This window comes from Thermodesulfobacteriota bacterium (genome assembly GCA_040753795.1).
Classification (GTDB): Bacteria; Desulfobacterota; Desulfobacteria; order Desulfobacterales; family Desulfosudaceae; genus JBFMDX01.
This window is the reverse complement of sequence record JBFMDX010000006.1, coordinates 1-15,000: the sequence shown is the minus strand read 5'-3', so window position 1 is coordinate 15,000 and position 15,000 is coordinate 1. Positions and strand designations below refer to the sequence as shown.

The 15,000-nt window shown below is 59.3% G+C and carries 15 protein-coding genes; 6 read left to right on the top strand and 9 right to left on the bottom strand.

From position 1 onward, the window contains the following. Positions 1 to 5 precede the first annotated feature (5 nt). From AB1724_09065 to AB1724_09040, 6 genes are read left to right on the top strand one after another with little or no spacing between them, the layout of a single operon-like run. Complete coding sequence (locus AB1724_09065; GenBank protein MEW6077949.1) at positions 6 to 455, top strand: hydrogenase iron-sulfur subunit; 450 nt, start codon at positions 6 to 8, stop codon at positions 453 to 455. Next, positions 452 to 1,120 carry a methylenetetrahydrofolate reductase C-terminal domain-containing protein gene (locus tag AB1724_09060; protein ID MEW6077948.1) on the top strand — a complete coding sequence of 223 codons (669 nt, stop codon included), beginning with the start codon at positions 452 to 454 and terminating at the stop codon, positions 1,118 to 1,120. The genes AB1724_09065 and AB1724_09060 overlap by 4 nt, the downstream gene beginning before the upstream one ends. 33 nt (positions 1,121 to 1,153) lie before the next feature. Beyond that, complete coding sequence (locus AB1724_09055; protein MEW6077947.1) at positions 1,154 to 1,546, top strand: hydrogenase iron-sulfur subunit; 393 nt, start codon at positions 1,154 to 1,156, stop codon at positions 1,544 to 1,546. 4 nt (positions 1,547 to 1,550) lie between these two features. Continuing rightward, positions 1,551 to 2,456: a methylenetetrahydrofolate reductase gene (locus tag AB1724_09050; protein MEW6077946.1), complete on the top strand. Its 906-nt coding sequence runs from the start codon at positions 1,551 to 1,553 to the stop codon at positions 2,454 to 2,456. Between the two features lie 18 nt (positions 2,457 to 2,474). Next, entirely contained in the window at positions 2,475 to 3,896 is a 1,422-nt protein-coding gene (locus AB1724_09045) for a glutamate synthase-related protein (GenBank protein MEW6077945.1), read from the top strand. Continuing rightward, entirely contained in the window at positions 3,862 to 5,436 is a 1,575-nt protein-coding gene (locus AB1724_09040; GenBank protein MEW6077944.1) for a glutamate synthase-related protein, read from the top strand. The genes AB1724_09045 and AB1724_09040 overlap by 35 nt, the downstream gene beginning before the upstream one ends. 27 nt (positions 5,437 to 5,463) lie before the next feature. On the opposite strand, the gene AB1724_09035 is transcribed toward AB1724_09040, so the two are convergent. From AB1724_09035 to AB1724_08995, 9 genes are all read right to left on the bottom strand, one after another. Next, entirely contained in the window at positions 5,464 to 7,353 is a 1,890-nt protein-coding gene (locus AB1724_09035; GenBank protein ID MEW6077943.1) for an aldehyde ferredoxin oxidoreductase C-terminal domain-containing protein, read from the bottom strand. Between the two features lie 65 nt (positions 7,354 to 7,418). Continuing rightward, positions 7,419 to 7,994, bottom strand: a complete 576-nt coding sequence (locus AB1724_09030) for a LemA family protein (protein MEW6077942.1) — start codon at positions 7,992 to 7,994, stop codon at positions 7,419 to 7,421. Positions 7,995 to 8,015: 21 nt separating this feature from the next. Beyond that, positions 8,016 to 8,501 carry a hypothetical protein gene (locus AB1724_09025; GenBank protein ID MEW6077941.1) on the bottom strand — a complete coding sequence of 162 codons (486 nt, stop codon included), beginning with the start codon at positions 8,499 to 8,501 and terminating at the stop codon, positions 8,016 to 8,018. Positions 8,502 to 8,553: 52 nt separating this feature from the next. Continuing rightward, the gene (locus tag AB1724_09020; protein ID MEW6077940.1) at positions 8,554 to 9,045 is read right to left on the bottom strand and encodes a hypothetical protein; all 492 of its coding nucleotides are present in this window, start codon (positions 9,043 to 9,045) and stop codon (positions 8,554 to 8,556) included. A 12-nt stretch (positions 9,046 to 9,057) separates the two neighbouring features. After that, a complete protein-coding gene (locus AB1724_09015; protein MEW6077939.1) occupies positions 9,058 to 11,448 on the bottom strand; it encodes a DUF2207 domain-containing protein in 2,391 nt (796 codons plus the stop codon). 42 nt (positions 11,449 to 11,490) lie between these two features. Then, the gene (locus AB1724_09010) at positions 11,491 to 11,778 is read right to left on the bottom strand and encodes a GYD domain-containing protein (protein MEW6077938.1); all 288 of its coding nucleotides are present in this window, start codon (positions 11,776 to 11,778) and stop codon (positions 11,491 to 11,493) included. A gap of 163 nt (positions 11,779 to 11,941) precedes the next feature. Continuing rightward, a complete protein-coding gene (locus tag AB1724_09005; GenBank protein MEW6077937.1) occupies positions 11,942 to 13,159 on the bottom strand; it encodes an MFS transporter in 1,218 nt (405 codons plus the stop codon). 48 nt (positions 13,160 to 13,207) lie between these two features. Beyond that, positions 13,208 to 13,909 (bottom strand): diheme cytochrome c, encoded by a 702-nt coding sequence (locus AB1724_09000; GenBank protein MEW6077936.1) that lies wholly within the window; start codon positions 13,907 to 13,909, stop codon positions 13,208 to 13,210. Between the two features lie 443 nt (positions 13,910 to 14,352). After that, positions 14,353 to 15,000, bottom strand: a 648-nt coding sequence (locus AB1724_08995; GenBank protein MEW6077935.1) for a hypothetical protein, incomplete at its 5' end; no start/stop codon positions are given.

Genomic DNA, 15,000 nt, shown 5'->3' with positions numbered 1-15,000 from the left:
ACCCTATGAAAATGTTTGAACCGAAAATTATCGCCTTCTGCTGCCATTATTGAGCGTATTCCTCAGCGGACCTGTCAGGTTCCATGAGACTGCAGTACCCGACCAATATCCGCATCATCCGGACGCCCTGCACCGGCAAGCTGGAGGTGGAATATTTCATGCGGGCCTTTGAGGACGGCGCCGACGGCGTTCTGGTCGCCGGCTGCGAAGAGGGCAGTTGTCATTTTATCGAAGGCAATCTGCTGGCCAGGCGCCGGGTCAATTACACCCGCCGACTTCTGAACGAAGCCGGACTGGAACCGGAACGGCTGCGCATGGTCAATATCGGCGCCGCCGATGCCCGCGGTTTTGTGGATATCGTCAAGGAGATGATCCAGACCGTGCGCGCTCTCGGGCCCAATCCCATGGCGGAAGGCCGAACCCATCATACTGAAAAACAGGAGATTCTGGCATGATCGTAGCGGAAAGAAAAAGCATCCCCGAACTGACGGGGATGCTGCGTGACCATAACAAGGTTCTGGTGCTCGGATGCGGGACATGCGTCACGGTGTGCCTGGCCGGCGGCGAGCGGGAAGTGAGCATCATTGCATCGGCCCTGCGGATTGCCTCGAAGCTGGAAGGCCTCAATCTGGAAGTGGAAGAACTCACTATCGAACGTCAGTGCGACAATGTCTTCATCGAATCGGCGGCGGAAGCCGTCAACCGGAACGATGTCGTCCTTTCCCTGGGATGCGGCGCCGGCGTTCAGGCCATCGCCGAGCGATTCAACGGAAAACCGGTCTATGCCGGCCTCAACACGGCTTTTATCGGCATTCTGGAGGAACGGGGGCTGTGGACGGAAAAATGCGCCGCCTGCGGCTCGTGCGTGCTGCATCAGTACGGCGGCATCTGCCCCATTACCCGTTGCGCCAAGCACATGCTAAACGGGCCCTGCGGCGGTTCCCGGGAGGACCGCTGCGAAGTCAGGCCCGACCGGCCGTGCGGCTGGCAGCTGATCTATCAGCGCCTGAAGAATATCGGGCAACTCGACCGGCTCAACCGGATCGAACCACCCAGGAACTGGGCGGCCAGTCTTTCCGGGGGAAGCCGGGTGATTGTCCGCGAGGATCATCGCATATAAAGCCGGGGCGTCAGGTCGCCGGGGTACGACGATATGGATAAAAAACAGATGAAATTATGTGTCTTTTACTGCGCCAACTGTCTGGACGCGGAGGCGCTCCGTCAGGTCGCGGTTCAATCCGGAACGGAGGAGTTGACAACGGTCAGCCTGCCGTGTTCCGGCAAGGTGAATCTTCTTTATCTGGTCAAAGCCTTCGAAAAAGGGGCGGACGGCGTTATTCTGGTGACCTGCGGCCAGGGCGACTGCCATTTTCTGGAAGGCAATCTCCGGGCGAAAAAGCGGGCGGAAGCCGTGGACGAACTGCTGGCGGAAATCGGCCTCGGCCGGGGACGGATGCGGCTGGTCCGCAATCAAGACCCAAACGGCGTGCAGCCGATCGTGGACGAGATCAAGCATCTGAAAGAATCAATAGAGGGCAGGAGATAACAACATGCAGCAGAGCGGTAATCTGGAAAAAAAGATAGCGTCGGGTGACTTTGTCATCACCGCGGAGTTTCTCCCGACGGCCGGAACGGACGGCAAGGCGGTGGAAGCGGCGGCGGAGTTCTTCAAAAAAGGGGTGACGGCCGTCAATGTCGCCGATAATCCCCATGGACCCGTTATGTCGAGCCTGGCCGGGGCGGTGATTATGGCCCGGGCCGGGATCGAACCGGTCTATCAGATAGTCACCCGGGACCGGAACCGCATCGCCATCCAGTCGGATATCCTGGGCGCGGCGGCCCTGGGCATCAACAACATCCTCTGCCTTTCGGGTCATCACCAGGCCCTGACCGGCAGCCCGGAAGCGGCCAATGTTTACGATATCGATTCGATTCAATTGATCGCCGCGGCCGCAAAAATGCGGGAGGCGGGTGAACTTCTGGACGGCACCAGAATCTCCGGCCCCTTGGCCATGCTCATCGGCGCGGTCGCCCATCCCGACCTGAAGCCGATGGAACTCAATGTTCTGCGGCTCGCCAAAAAAGTGGAAGCCGGCGCGCGCTTTGTTCAGACCCAGGCGGTGTTTGACGCGGAGGCCTTGGCTCAATGGATGAAAGCGGTCGGCAGCCGGGGGATAACCGCCAAGGCGGCCGTTCTGGCCGGAGTGCTCCCGTTGCGGAGCGCCGGGGAAGCCGAAACCCTGCGGGCAAAATACACGGACATATTGATTCCGGACGCCGTTGTCGACCGGCTCAAGGCGGCCGGTGACGCGGCCGCCCAGAGCAAAGAGGGATTGGCCATATGCCTGGAAACCATCAAAAAGATCAGATCGATTGAAGGCCTCAGCGGGATTCACATCCTTTCCGGCGGGCGGGAAGAGGTGGTGCCGGAACTGATTTTGGCCGCCGGCCTGTAATTTATTCAGAGAGAAGCGATGCCAGAAAAATATCACATTCATACCAAGCCGGTTCCCCCGCGGCTGCCGCGTATCGGGAAACACGGCATTGTAGATTGGCGTGAAGACTGCGCCCGGTGCCATAACTGCGTCAAGAAAGCCTGCGTGTATGACCGTTACCGCCAGGAGGCCCAATATATCCGCACCCTGGAATATTCGGATTTTCTGTTTTTCGAATGCATGGGCTGCCTCTCCTGCGTGCAGAACTGCACTAAAAACCTGCTCTGCCTGACGATCAATTCCGAGTACGAGAAACTGGGCAACCGCTACTGGACCCCGGAAATCATTCACAGCACCTGGCAGCAGGCGGAGACCGCTTCGGTGCCGGTATCCGGGGCGGGCTACCGGGGAAAGTTCGCTGGGCATGGTTTTGACGCCATGTGGACGGACATGTCGGAAATCGTCCGGCCTACCCGGGACGGCATCCACGGCCGGGAATACATCTCCACCTCGGTGGACATCGGCAAGAAACCGTCTTACCTCAATTTTGAAAACAACGGCGGCGCCGTCCAGTTGCCAGCGATCATCGATATCCCCATGCCGCTGATCATCGACATGAACCCGCCGGCCTATGGCCGGCCGTGCCTGGAACCTTACATCATTCAGGCGGCGGCGCAGACGGGCCTGATCGCACTCGTCGATTCCGGCAAGTGGGCCGCCATCGACGGCGACAGCCGTTTGCAGCCGATTGAGCAGTATCTGCCGCACATCGCCTTCCATCTCAACCCGGACGCGCCGGAACTGCCCCGGGCGGCTCTGGCCGGAACGAAGCTGGTGGAGATCCCGGACGGCGAAAAGGCCCTTGATACCATGGCCGCCATCAAGGCTCAATTCCCCGGCATGATCGTCTCCGTGAGGGTGCCCCTGGAAAAAGGGGGAACGGAACGGGCCGTGGCGCTGGCGGATGCCGGCGCGGAAGTGATTCACGTGGTCGCCGATTTGAACGGCGACGAGATCGGGGTGGACAACCCCCGCTTTATCAAGGACATGATCCGTGCCATTCACAAGGCGCTGATCAAGGGCGGCCGGCGGGACGAAGTGACGCTTATCGCCGGCGGCGGCATCGCCCTGCCCGAGCACATGGCCAAGGCCCTGCTGTGCGGCGCCGACCTGGTTTCCAGTTTCCTGCCGTTCATGATCGCCCTGGAGTGCCGGCTCTGCAAGAGCTGCCGGCCCGGTCAGATCTGTCCCGCGCGGATTGAAAGCATCAGTTTTGAATATGGCACCGGCCGCGTCCGCAACCTGATCGCCGCCTGGCATCTGCAGCTGATCGAGCTGATGGGCGCCATGGGCATGCGCGAGGCCCGCCGCCTGCGCGGCGATGTCGGGCGGGCCATGTTTTTCGAAGAGCTTGAGGAGGACATTTTTGGAAAAATCTTCGGTACCAGAAAAAGAACTTAACCATATCCTGCCGGCCAATACCCTCAAAACCCGGATGCCGCAGGTCGCGGTCAGCCGGGAGGTCAAGCCGGCGCCGTCGCGCTACCGCAACGAAATCGCCAAGTTTCTCATCTTTCGGTCCGACGACTGCGTCCACTGCGGCAAATGCGCCGAGGTATGCCCCTATCATGTTCACGTGTTAAAGCCAGGATACAAATACTTCGCCTCTCCCAAAAGTCATCTGTGCATCGGCAACGCCTGTGAACAGGCGGATCATTTCTGCGTCAGGGCCTGCCCGCAAAAGGCCCTGCGGATGGTCGAGAATCCCATGATCAAGGCCCTGGGCGATTACCGCTGGCCGGCGGACATGCTTCTGGCTACCTGGAAAATGGCGGAAACCGGCAGTCCGCCGCCGCCGGAGTGCGAATACGATTACCGGGTGGGCCGGTCCGAAGGCGGATTCGACCGCATCCGCTTCAAGTTCCCGGAAAAGCCGCCGGTCCCGATCCGGGATGATGAGATCGACACCGGTATTTTATTGAACCGCCGGGACGACGGCCGGCCCCGCCTGCGTATCGACGTTCCCTGGTACGGCGGCGGCATGTCCTTCGGATCGGTCAGCAACGTCACCCAGCTGGCCAAGGTCCGGGCCGCGGCCGCCTGGAATTCCTTTTCCTGCTCCGGTGAGGGCGGCTACATGGAGCGCATGCGTCCCTATGACGACCACATGATCACCCAGGTGGCCACCGGCCTGTTCGGCGTCCGCGAGGAAACCATTCAGCGGGTGCCGATCATCGAGTTCAAGTACGCCCAGGGCGCCAAGCCGGGCCTGGGCGGGCATCTGCTGGGGGACAAGAACACCCCGGCCGTAGCCAAGATCCGGGAAGCGGTGGTCGGCATCTCCCTGTTCTCGCCGTTTCCCTTTCACAGCGTCTACTCCATCGAAGACCACATGAAGCACATCGACTGGATCAAGCATGTCAACCGGCGCGCCCTGATATCGACCAAGGTTTCCACCCCGACCGACGTGGACATGGTGGCGGTGGGCAGCTACTCCGCCGGGACCCATATCATCCATCTGGACGGGGGCTACGGCGGCACCGGCGCGGCGCCGGACATCGCCAAGAAGAACATCGCCATGCCCATTGAATACGCCGTGGCCAAGGTGCACCGGTTCCTGGTCGACGAGGGCGCCCGCGACAAGGTCACCCTGATCGCCAGCGGCGGCATCCGCAACGCCCATGACATCGCCAAGGCCATTGCCCTGGGCGCCGACGGTGTCGTGGTCGGCACCGCCGAACTGGTGGCCCTGGGCTGCATCCGCTGCTCCCGGTGCTCAGCCGGCCGGGGATGTCCCCGGGGGATCGCCACCACCGATCCAGGACTGGTGACCCAGATGGAACTGGAATGGGCCACCCAGCGGATCGTCAATCTTTACAGCGCCTGGCGCCAGGAACTGGTCGATATCCTCAAACGGCTGGGCTTGCGCAGCGTCAGCGAACTGGTCGGCCGCACCGACCTGCTGATGCATCTGGACTATACCAACGACGAAGGCCGGTAGATCTTTTGCCCGGGTGTCTGCCTGGTTTCAGTCCGGAAATTCCCGCAGGGACTCGTGAATTCCCTTGTGGATTTCGTACCAGAATTCATAGGCGGCGGCGTTTTTGTCCCGGTCGAAAAAGTCGATCCAGCGGTTCAGGTCCTCGCTGGCCAGGTTGTCGACCTCCTTCTTTTTCCTGAGGAAGGTCGTTACCATGTCGATGACGCGGCCGGGCTCCCAGAAGACCGAGGCGTTGCGGCTGGCGATGCGGCCGGCGGCGAGATGGATGGATCGCAGGAATTTCTCCCCCTGGCCGAAAATTTTTTCCACGATGTCGGGAATCATCTCTTCGGCCCAGCCCCGGTGGAACCGGCACAGGCCCATGTTGTCCAGCATCAGCTCCTTAATCAGGCGGCGGGCGCACTCCCGGCCCAGTTCCCGGGGCGGCAGAAAATCACGGCCGTAGTGCATGTAATACTTGCCCATGATGGCCATGGGGGCGAAGGCGCCGGGCGTCCAGTACTGGTTGGGCACCATCCAGCCCTGGCGGGCAAAGGCGGTGTAGACAAAGCGGTCAAGTACGGCCCTGCCCTTTTCCCGGGCCAGGCGACGGGCGAACTTGCGGGCGCCGAAAGCCAGGGGCACGTTGCCGTTGTCGCGGGTCATCTGGTCCATCAGCGCCACCCCCAGGCGGGCGTTGTGCATGGAGTCTGCCACGGCGTCGAAGTTTTCCGGGTTCCAGCGGGGCAGATCGCTGACGCCCAGGTTCTCCGGGGAAAGCAGTCCCTCGTCCAGGCAGTCCATCAGCCAGGAGAGGACGCCGCCCGCGGAAATGGCGTCAAACCCCAGTGTGTCGGCGTGGTGGTTGAGCAGTTCCGCGGCCCGCTGGTCGAAGATGCCGCACAGGGGGCCCATGGTCTGGTAGGGCTCGTAGTCCTTCTTGAATTCGCCGTTTAATTTTTTGCAGACCGCGGCGCAGGGCTCACCGCAGGTGCGCTGCTGTTTGGCCTGGATGGTCTCCTCGTTGAACTGTTTCAGATAATGGTCCAGGACCAGGCGCTGGTGCAGGCTCCGGCGCTCGGACTCGTTCCAGTAGATGGTGCGGTAGTTGAAGGCCAGCAGGTTGCCTTCCATGGCGGCGTAGTTGACGCCGAAGGTGCCGCCGGTGTTGAACTTGGGATCGTAGCGGTATTTGGCGGTGGCCTCCATGTCTTTGGCCGCCATGCTGCGCTGGAATCGGTTTTCAAACCACTGGTCGGCCACGGAACGGTTGCGGAAGTCCTCCTCGATGTGGGTGCCGCCGTAGATGATCCCGACCAGGCCGTGCTCCTGGAGCAGCTTGGTGCCGAATCCGCCGCGGCCGGCCCAGGTGTCGGCAAAGGTCAGGGCGCCTTTTTTCACCGGCGCCGAGCACACGGCTCCGAAATCCGTGTACAGGGAGGCCGGTCCCACGGCCAGCACCCGCGGGTCGGTCTCGTATTTCGGCCCGAAGCGTTTCAGGGCGTGCTCCATAACGCCATACACCCCGCCGCGGCCCTGCTTCCAGACCTGGTCGGGCATGATCGGCACCAGTTCCGCCTCGATCTCTTCGCCGTGGGTGCGGTTCAGGTAAAGCAGGGAGGCCCGGGAGGATTTGCCGATGATGGAGAGCATGTCGATCCCCAGGTTGCTGAACACCAGGGCGGCTCCGCCCATGGAGGAAATGTAGAATCCGTGCCAGCAGGGCGAAATGCCGGAGAGGATCAGCCGGTTGGACCCCGGCAGGACCGATCCGGCCAGGAGCCCGGCGCCGATGTTGAGACTGTTGTGCTTGTAGGCCAGGTGGATGCCCAGGTCCACGGGGCCGAAGAAGTCGCCGACCGGATAACGATGCAGGCGGTAAAAACCGCTGGAAACGTCCAGCATCAGTACTTTGAAGGTGTGGGTGGAAGCGGTCATGTCTTATTCGGGGACACCATACTTAATTCTTGAGTAAGCATGGTGCCTCCGCCTCTCTCTTTGAATTAAGTATGGTGTCCCCGGAAATCGGCTCTGACGGGTTTCGCTTCCTCCTGCTCGTCGGACAATTCGAAAAATTGTTCCGGCAAAAAGGAGAAGGCCGACGCCACCACGTTTAAGGGAAACACGGCGCAGGCCACGTTGTATTCCCGGACCGAGGCGTTGTAGAACCGGCGGGCATGCTCGATGTTGTCGTCGATTCCCTTCATATCGGCCATGATCTGCGTGAAATGGGCGTCGGCTTTGAGGCTCGGGTAGGCTTCGACCAGCGCGAACAGGCTTTTCAATGTCTGGGTAAGCTGGTTGTCGGCCCTGGCTTTTTCACTGGGCGCTTCCGCCTTCATCGCCCGGGAGCGCAGCTCGATGACTCTGGCCAAAGTCTCGCTTTCGTGGCTGGCGTATCCCTTGACCGCTTCGATCAGGTTGGGCAGCAGTTCGTACCGTTTCTTGAGGTGGACGTTGATGTCCGACCAGGCGTTTTTCACGGCAATTCGAAGCCGTACCAGCTTGTTGTAAAGATAGATCAGGATCAGCAGAAACAGGACCACTCCGGCAACGCCGGCAATCAGTTTAACGCTCATTTTTCCCTCCTTCTTGCCCGTTTATCTCGGGGGCCGTTCGCCCATTTTCTTTTTTTGGGCCGCTTCGGCCGGGCCGATGCCTGCTTTCTTCCATTCTTCCGCCTCCGAAAAATAAAATCCCTGTGCCTGCCAATCCCCGGCTTCTCCGGCCGTGAACCCGTAGTTTTTCCAGTTGATTGAATCGCCCAGATCAAATCCCCGGTTTTTCCAGGCGGCAGCCTCTTCGGGATCATCATAGCCATGTTTGATCCAGGTGGTGGCGTGGGGCGGCTGGAAACCGCCGTTGCGCCAGCGTACCGCCATTTCCACGCCGATGCCTTCTTTTTTCCAGGCGTCTATTTCATACCCGTACATGCCGGTGCTGGCCCAGCCACGGTCCTGATAGGCTTCCCAGGCCGTCCCGGCGAGGTAGGGCAGGGCAAAGGCGGCGGCCAGGCAGGCAATGATGAGCAATTTAGCGGGCCAGGCGATTGGTTGACGATGTGTGATGTTTCTGTGCTTATTCATTTTATCATTATGCCGGGCAGGTTTTCAGGATCGGGAAGGCCGCAGCCTCCCGTTACATCCCCGGCCCGCGCTTCGCGGCGGCGGCCATGGGGCTAAAGCCCCGTTCCCGCCAGCGGGCCGCTTCTTCCGCCTCAAAACCGTGTTTGCGCCAGGCCATGGCGTCGCCCAGGGTAAAGCCGAACCGCCGCCACTCAATGGCCCGTTCCGGGGTAAAGGCATACCGCCGCCACTCGCAGGCAGCGGCCAGGTCCATACCGCCGGCCCGCCATTCGCCGGCCTCGCCGGGCGGGATGTCCATCATCCGCCAGGGCCTGGCGTCGGCGGGCTGGAACATCCTGGCCCGCCATTTCTTGGCGGTGTCCATGGAGTAGAAGCCGTTATCCCACCACAGCCGCGCCTGGTCAGGATCAAAGCCGTAGTTTTCCCAGTGTTTGAGGATGGCGATTTCTCCGAGGATGGACCCGGACCAGGGGATCAAAAACGCGAGCGTCAGGCCCAGAACCAGCAGCACCCGCGCCATCCAGGGATTGGTTTTGGCGGTCATGTTCCTTTCCCCCTATACCGATTTTTTCAGTATCCGGATAAAATCGCCGCAATGGAAACCGCCGGAAGACCCATGATACCACGTTGCCTCGTTGTTGCGTATCATTAAATTGTCTATTGTCATGCCCGCGGCCATGGCGTAGGGCAGATGGGCCCGCATTGCCGGCGGTATGAATCCGGAAATCCGGCGGCCGTCGTAATCGCTCCGCAGGAAAAGCACGTAGTTTTCCATCCGCTCGCGAACCCGGACAAAGGCTTCGGTCGGCGAACGCAGCAACCGCATGAATATAAACACCATCAGGCCGAAGGCGATCGTCAGAAAGGGAACATAAATCGCGAGCGCGGCCCAGGCGTCATTGTCGTCGATCAGATCATAATCGATAACGGCCAGGCAGGCCGCAATGGTTGCCAGGGAGATGACCAGGCCGGGCAACAGATACCGTTGGTTGGTCCGGGTGGAATCGGTGTGGCGGTTCTTCAGCAGGCGTTTGAGGGTGTATGCTCCGCCGGAGACCGACCGGGTTTTACCGCGGCGCATCAGATAAACGGTATCCCCCTGGTTGAAGATCGTAGCGTAAAACTCCCCGGCCACGTGCGGCAGAGCAGCAGGAGCGGCCGCCGTCTTTTCTATTTTATAAATTCCCTGTGATTCGGTTATCCGGATCATGCCCTGCTCCGCCAGAAAGAGCAGCTCCGCGGCCACGCTGACATGGTCGGTTTTGCCCCTTTTGCGGAGCGCCCGCAGGGTGGCCGGGTCCATGTTGTCGGGAGGGGAGAACTCGGCCATGGTGGTGTCGCCGGCTCTGGGATCCCGGCCGACCCGGTGCCAGGCGATTATATAATAGATGAAGGCGGCCGCGAAACCGCCCAGGAAGATGGCCAGGCTGGACAGGAACCGGCCCGCGCGGTGGTTGATCTGAATGAGCTGACGTCGCGGGCTTTCGCGTACAACGCCCCGGACAAATCCGACGCTGACCGCGAAGGTCATTCCCGGCCGCAACGGCCGCGTCACCGAAAAACGCGCCACATCGCCGGAAGGGGTGCTCTCGACCCGGTGGAACAGGTCCCGCCTCTGGCGCAGGCCGGCGAGACCGTCGGTGAATATGATCTCGGCGCCTTTCGGCAGGCGGACGGTAGCCGACGCCCGGCGGATGTACAGCCCTTCGGGCGCTTCCTCGACAATGCCGAAGTAGAGTTCATCGTGATGGGGTTCAAACAGGATGCGGCTGTCGGTCCGGTATTCGATCCGGAGCTGGCGTGGCCCGTCCCCGGCGGCGCCGGCGGTTGGAATCAGCAGGCGGTCATCGGAGGACGCGAAATCCAGGGGTTGTCCGTCCGCCTCCACCGAGCGGATCCGGTATGAGGGGGCGACCCAGGTGTTTCTGGCGAAACCATAGGAACTTAAGGAGAGCAGCCGGGTTGTTTTTTGCAGAGACCTGAAGAACCCGTTTTCATAAGCGCCGCCCGGGCGGTCGATGAGTGAAATTGTTTCCAGCACGTCGATGGTTCCGTCCGGATTGACGGTGATGTCGGCGACATAATCTGTGATTTCATCCGGCTTGTCCGTCGAGGCGTCATACCGCCGGAGCTCGGCGGCCGCGGGGGGAAATCCCTCATCTTTGTTCACAAAGGCTTCCGAAAGGGAAAACCCGGAATCCCGCCATCGCACGGCCTCATCAAACGAGAATCCGGCCTGCTTCCATTTGACAGCCTCGGGCAGATCCAGGCCAAACGCGCCCGACATCTGCATATCCCTGGCCGAGAACCCGGCGTCCCGCCAGGCCACGGCCGCCTCGACCTTATAGAGGCTGCGGCCGTAGGGAGAATCGCTGGTGAAAAAAAAAGGACTTTCCCGGGGGCCGTAATACCACTCCATCATGGACCGGGCGTCGAACCCGGCCTGCCACCACTGGCTGACGTCATCCGGGTAGATGCCTTTTTCCCAGAAGCTGCCCCCCTGCTCCGGGGTAAGGCCGATGGCGGCGTATTCGCCGGCCCGCAGGCCGGACTTGACGCCGTTGTCCATCCATTGTTTCGCTTCTTCGGCACTGAGGCCGTTTTTCAGAAAATCACCGGCTGTGTACACATTGGTAAGCCGGTGCCACTGGTCGGCGGCTTCGGGGCTGAACCCCTCGTCCCGCCACTGGGCCGCCCAGGCGGCAAAGATGATGCCCGAGGCGATCCACCGTTTGGATTCCTCCGGGGTGAACCCGTAGTAATGCCATTCGGAAGCAGGCGAAGGCGGTACGCCTTTCAGGTTATCATCCAGGTGGGCCGCGGCCGGAAAGGGGGCGGCCGCCAGATAAAGGCAAACCAGCAATATCGCCGGTAATAAGAAAGCTACCGGACCCCGGATATGGGGCCGGGATAAAAACAGGGATGGGTATGGGCCTGTTTTTTCCATAAACCGCCTGCTGCCGTGGGGGGTCTTTATCCCGATATCCGGCTATTTTTTGGCGGACACCACCTTGTCGAATTCATCGATGGGAAGAGCGGGGGCAGTGGCAAAGGAAATACCGAAGGCCTCGCTCAGCTTGACGGAAGCCTTCATGGCCTCGCTGACACCGGGAAACCTCGTGATCACCAAAAGGTCTGTTTTTCCCATGGTGGCATAAACGTCCACGATGGCGCCCTGGCACTGCTTGACGATCTGATTGGCCTTTTTGGTGCGGGGGGCGCTGATCTTTTTAATGGCTTCCGCTGAATACTTGCCGGTCATGATGAATGTCTGCATGTCGTGGTCTCCTTGTTTGATGTTTTGTAAAAATTGATGTTGGTCGCCATGTCATTTCGACCGAAGGGAGAAATCTCATCGTCAAAATAGTATACAAGGAGTTTCTGACAAGATCAATGAAGAGGTCTTTAACGGTGAAGCCGTTTAACCTGGAACTGACGGGTCAGCGGCTCACGGGCCGGGATTTGTTTCCGTTGACGGCCAGGCCGGCCGCGGCCAGGGCGGCAAATACGGCGCCGGCGGCAAAGGTCGCGCCGGGGCCGATCCGGCTCCACAGGGCGCCGGCGGTGACGCTGGCCAGCAGGAGGGCGATGCCGGAAACAAGGTTGAAGACGCCGAAGGCCGTGCCGCGCAGGTCTTCCGGAACCGTGTCGGCCACCAGCTTGGACAGAAGCCCCTGGGTGCAGGCCATGTGCAGACCCCACAACCCGGCGCCGGCAAAGACCGGCCAGGGGGAAGCGGCCGCCGCCAGGATGATGTCGGCGGCGATCAGCAGGGCCAGGCCGGTCAGCAGCAGCGCCCGACGGCTGAATCGGTCGGAAATCACGCCCAAGGGATAGGCAAACCCGGCGTAAAAGACGTTCATCACCATCATGACCGCCGGCACATAGGCCAGGGGCAAACCCGTGTCTTGTGCCCGCAGTATCAGGAAGGCCTCGCTGAAACGGGCCAGGGTGAAGATCGCTCCCAGCAGCACGATTCGCCAGTAGCGTGAAGGCAGACGTTTCGCGTCGGCCAGAGTCAGTGGTTTTTTGGAACCGGCTTCCCGGTGTTCCGGTTCCCGTACGAAAATGGTCAGCAGAACTACCGTGATGGCGGCCGGGATAACGGCCACCCACATGGCGCCCCTTATATTATTGGAGAGGAGGAGCATGAGTACGATGGCCAGCAGCGGGCCGAGAAAGGCGCCGATGGAATCCAGTGCCTGGCGCAGGCCGTAAGCAGCGCCGCGTGACCGGGGCGGAGCGATATCGGCCACCAGCGCGTCCCGGGGGGCGCCGCGGATGCCCTTGCCCACGCGGTCGATGAACCGGGCGGCCAGCACCCAGCCGATGGAATTTGCCAGGGGGAATATGGGTTTGGTGAGGGCCGCCAGGGCATAGCCGGACACCAGCAGGAATTTGCGCCGCCGGAAATAGTCGCTGAGAAATCCGGAAAAAACTTTGGTGACGGAGGCGGTCGCCTCGGCGATACCCTCAATGACGCCGATGGTCGTCATCGAGGCACCGAGAACCGTCGTCATGAAGACGGGCAGAAGACTGTGCACCAGTTCCGAGGAGACATCCATGAACAGCGAGCCGAACCCCAGCACCCAGATGCCGGCCGGCAGAGCCCGTAACGATGACGACTTCCCAACACTATCCCCGGGCGAGTTGTTCATGCGAATAATGTCCGCTGTTTCTCCGAAACCGGAGGCAAAGCCCCGCGCCTACCGGGGGATGTTCACATCATCCTCGTCGTAAACGCCGCTGGCCGCGCCGGCATGGCAGGCAATGCAGTTGGAATGGGAGCCGACAGGTTTCCGCTTAAAGGTGGCCGGTGGAATGCGGTGATGCTTTTCCTGGATATAGGGGACTTCCGTGATTTTGGCCGGCGTCTCTCCCTTCAGGCTGCGCATGATTTTGGACGCCAGTTCGCCGGAGCTCTCCTCGGCGCTGTTGGCCTTAAGATAATCGGAAATCATTCTTTTTGAGGCGTCGTCCACCTCGATCTTTTCGCCGAAATGATCCCTCAGGCCGGACATGATTTTTTTCCAGGAGGCCGCCGGCAGCAGTTCGGGCTGATAGGCAAGATGGCAGGTACCGCACTGCTCCTGATAGGTGGCGTCGCTGACCGGGTTGAGCGCCTCTTTCTCGCGGTCATCCTCTATGAAATATCTTTTTTCCCGGGTTTCCCGGTACCCGCTGTCCCGGTAATCGTTGTCCCGTTGTCGGCTGCTCCGGGTTTCGGTTTCCCGGGTTTCGGATTCCCGTGCTTCGGTTCCCCGGGGTTCTCTTGCCCGTGTTTCGGTTTCCCGGTAACTGTCTTCCTGTTCGTCACCGTCGTCATCAGCTATGGCCATGAAAAGGGGGCCAGTGATTAATAATAATGAAGCCAGAAGAGCCAGGATGATTTTTCCGCGTCTGATCATATCTTAATCTCCTTCCGAATAGACTGCCGGGGAGCCGGGGGCTCCGGGCTTTTCTAATTTCAAGCCTGATTATCCGATAATGTACAGGCTAATTTCCGGAAGATCAACCGGAATGGGGTCGTCTGTCTCGCCGCGGAGCATGGGCAGCCTGGTTTATGCGGAGAAGAATCCCGATTGAAGGCGAACGGATGATTCCTGGATACAGCCATTGTTTACACCCTACTGCGTTTTAAAAATAAGGCGCAATCCCAATGATTATAGATTTTCGATTGGATACTCCAAACAGCTTGTATAAGGTAAAGCGTTGAGTCCTCAATGATCGGCTTATGACAGAACCAGCGCTTGTCCATTTGCTTTCATAACAATAATTATTCAGTAAGATGCAATTAACCCTCAACTAACCCTCAACTCAACAGAGAAGTACAATAATATATTGAGTTTCGCTATGGTTTTGTCTTAGTCGCAACAAACTTGGCATAACCGCCAATTACCTTTCGAGAAAGTTTCTCTATGCATTTCAGCGTTTGCTTTAATTCTGTCAATTCCATTCCTGCTCCACGACCATGGGATAGTTGATTGCGGAGCCGAATAATATCTTTTTCGCTTATATCATCAGTTGTGATCCCAAGTATTTTTAATGTTCTTTCAATACTTGTTGAAATAAAATCCTCTTCAACTCTATCGAGTTCATCTGAACAATTTCTGATAGCCGTGATTCTCTTTTTACCGGACAATTTTTCAAGAGCCAAGTGCAACTTATTGGTAATATTCAACTGACTCTGTCGAATTAATGTTAAATTTTCAGAACGCCATTTAGCAGTGAGCTTAATAGATATTATTTCAATTCCACGGAAGTAATGGAGAAATGCATCAGAAAGGTTGCCGATGTTATCAAGCGCAAAATCTTCAACTCGATGTCCGTCTTCTAAACTTTTACATGCTCTATCAAAAATCACATCATTACTCTGCGGTGGTCCCCAAAAACTGGACAATGTGCTAAGCTCTGATTCACAACATGAAAGGAGCTTTACATGATCAAGAAACGGAAACAATACAGCCCGGAATTCAAGGCAAAAGTGGCGCTGGCCGCC

Coding starts and splice junctions, on each gene's coding strand:
- AB1724_09010 (MEW6077938.1), bottom strand. CDS start 11,778: ATGCAGACATTCATCATGACCGGCAAGTATTCAGCGGAAGCCATTAAA.
- AB1724_09015 (MEW6077939.1), bottom strand. CDS start 11,448: ATGGAAAAAACAGGCCCATACCCATCCCTGTTTTTATCCCGGCCCCAT.
- AB1724_09045 (MEW6077945.1), top strand. CDS start 2,475: ATGCCAGAAAAATATCACATTCATACCAAGCCGGTTCCCCCGCGGCTG.
- AB1724_09055 (MEW6077947.1), top strand. CDS start 1,154: ATGGATAAAAAACAGATGAAATTATGTGTCTTTTACTGCGCCAACTGT.
- AB1724_09050 (MEW6077946.1), top strand. CDS start 1,551: ATGCAGCAGAGCGGTAATCTGGAAAAAAAGATAGCGTCGGGTGACTTT.
- AB1724_09030 (MEW6077942.1), bottom strand. CDS start 7,994: ATGAGCGTTAAACTGATTGCCGGCGTTGCCGGAGTGGTCCTGTTTCTG.
- AB1724_09000 (MEW6077936.1), bottom strand. CDS start 13,909: ATGATCAGACGCGGAAAAATCATCCTGGCTCTTCTGGCTTCATTATTA.
- AB1724_09035 (MEW6077943.1), bottom strand. CDS start 7,353: ATGACCGCTTCCACCCACACCTTCAAAGTACTGATGCTGGACGTTTCC.
- AB1724_09025 (MEW6077941.1), bottom strand. CDS start 8,501: ATGAATAAGCACAGAAACATCACACATCGTCAACCAATCGCCTGGCCC.
- AB1724_09020 (MEW6077940.1), bottom strand. CDS start 9,045: ATGACCGCCAAAACCAATCCCTGGATGGCGCGGGTGCTGCTGGTTCTG.
- AB1724_09005 (MEW6077937.1), bottom strand. CDS start 13,159: ATGAACAACTCGCCCGGGGATAGTGTTGGGAAGTCGTCATCGTTACGG.
- AB1724_09060 (MEW6077948.1), top strand. CDS start 452: ATGATCGTAGCGGAAAGAAAAAGCATCCCCGAACTGACGGGGATGCTG.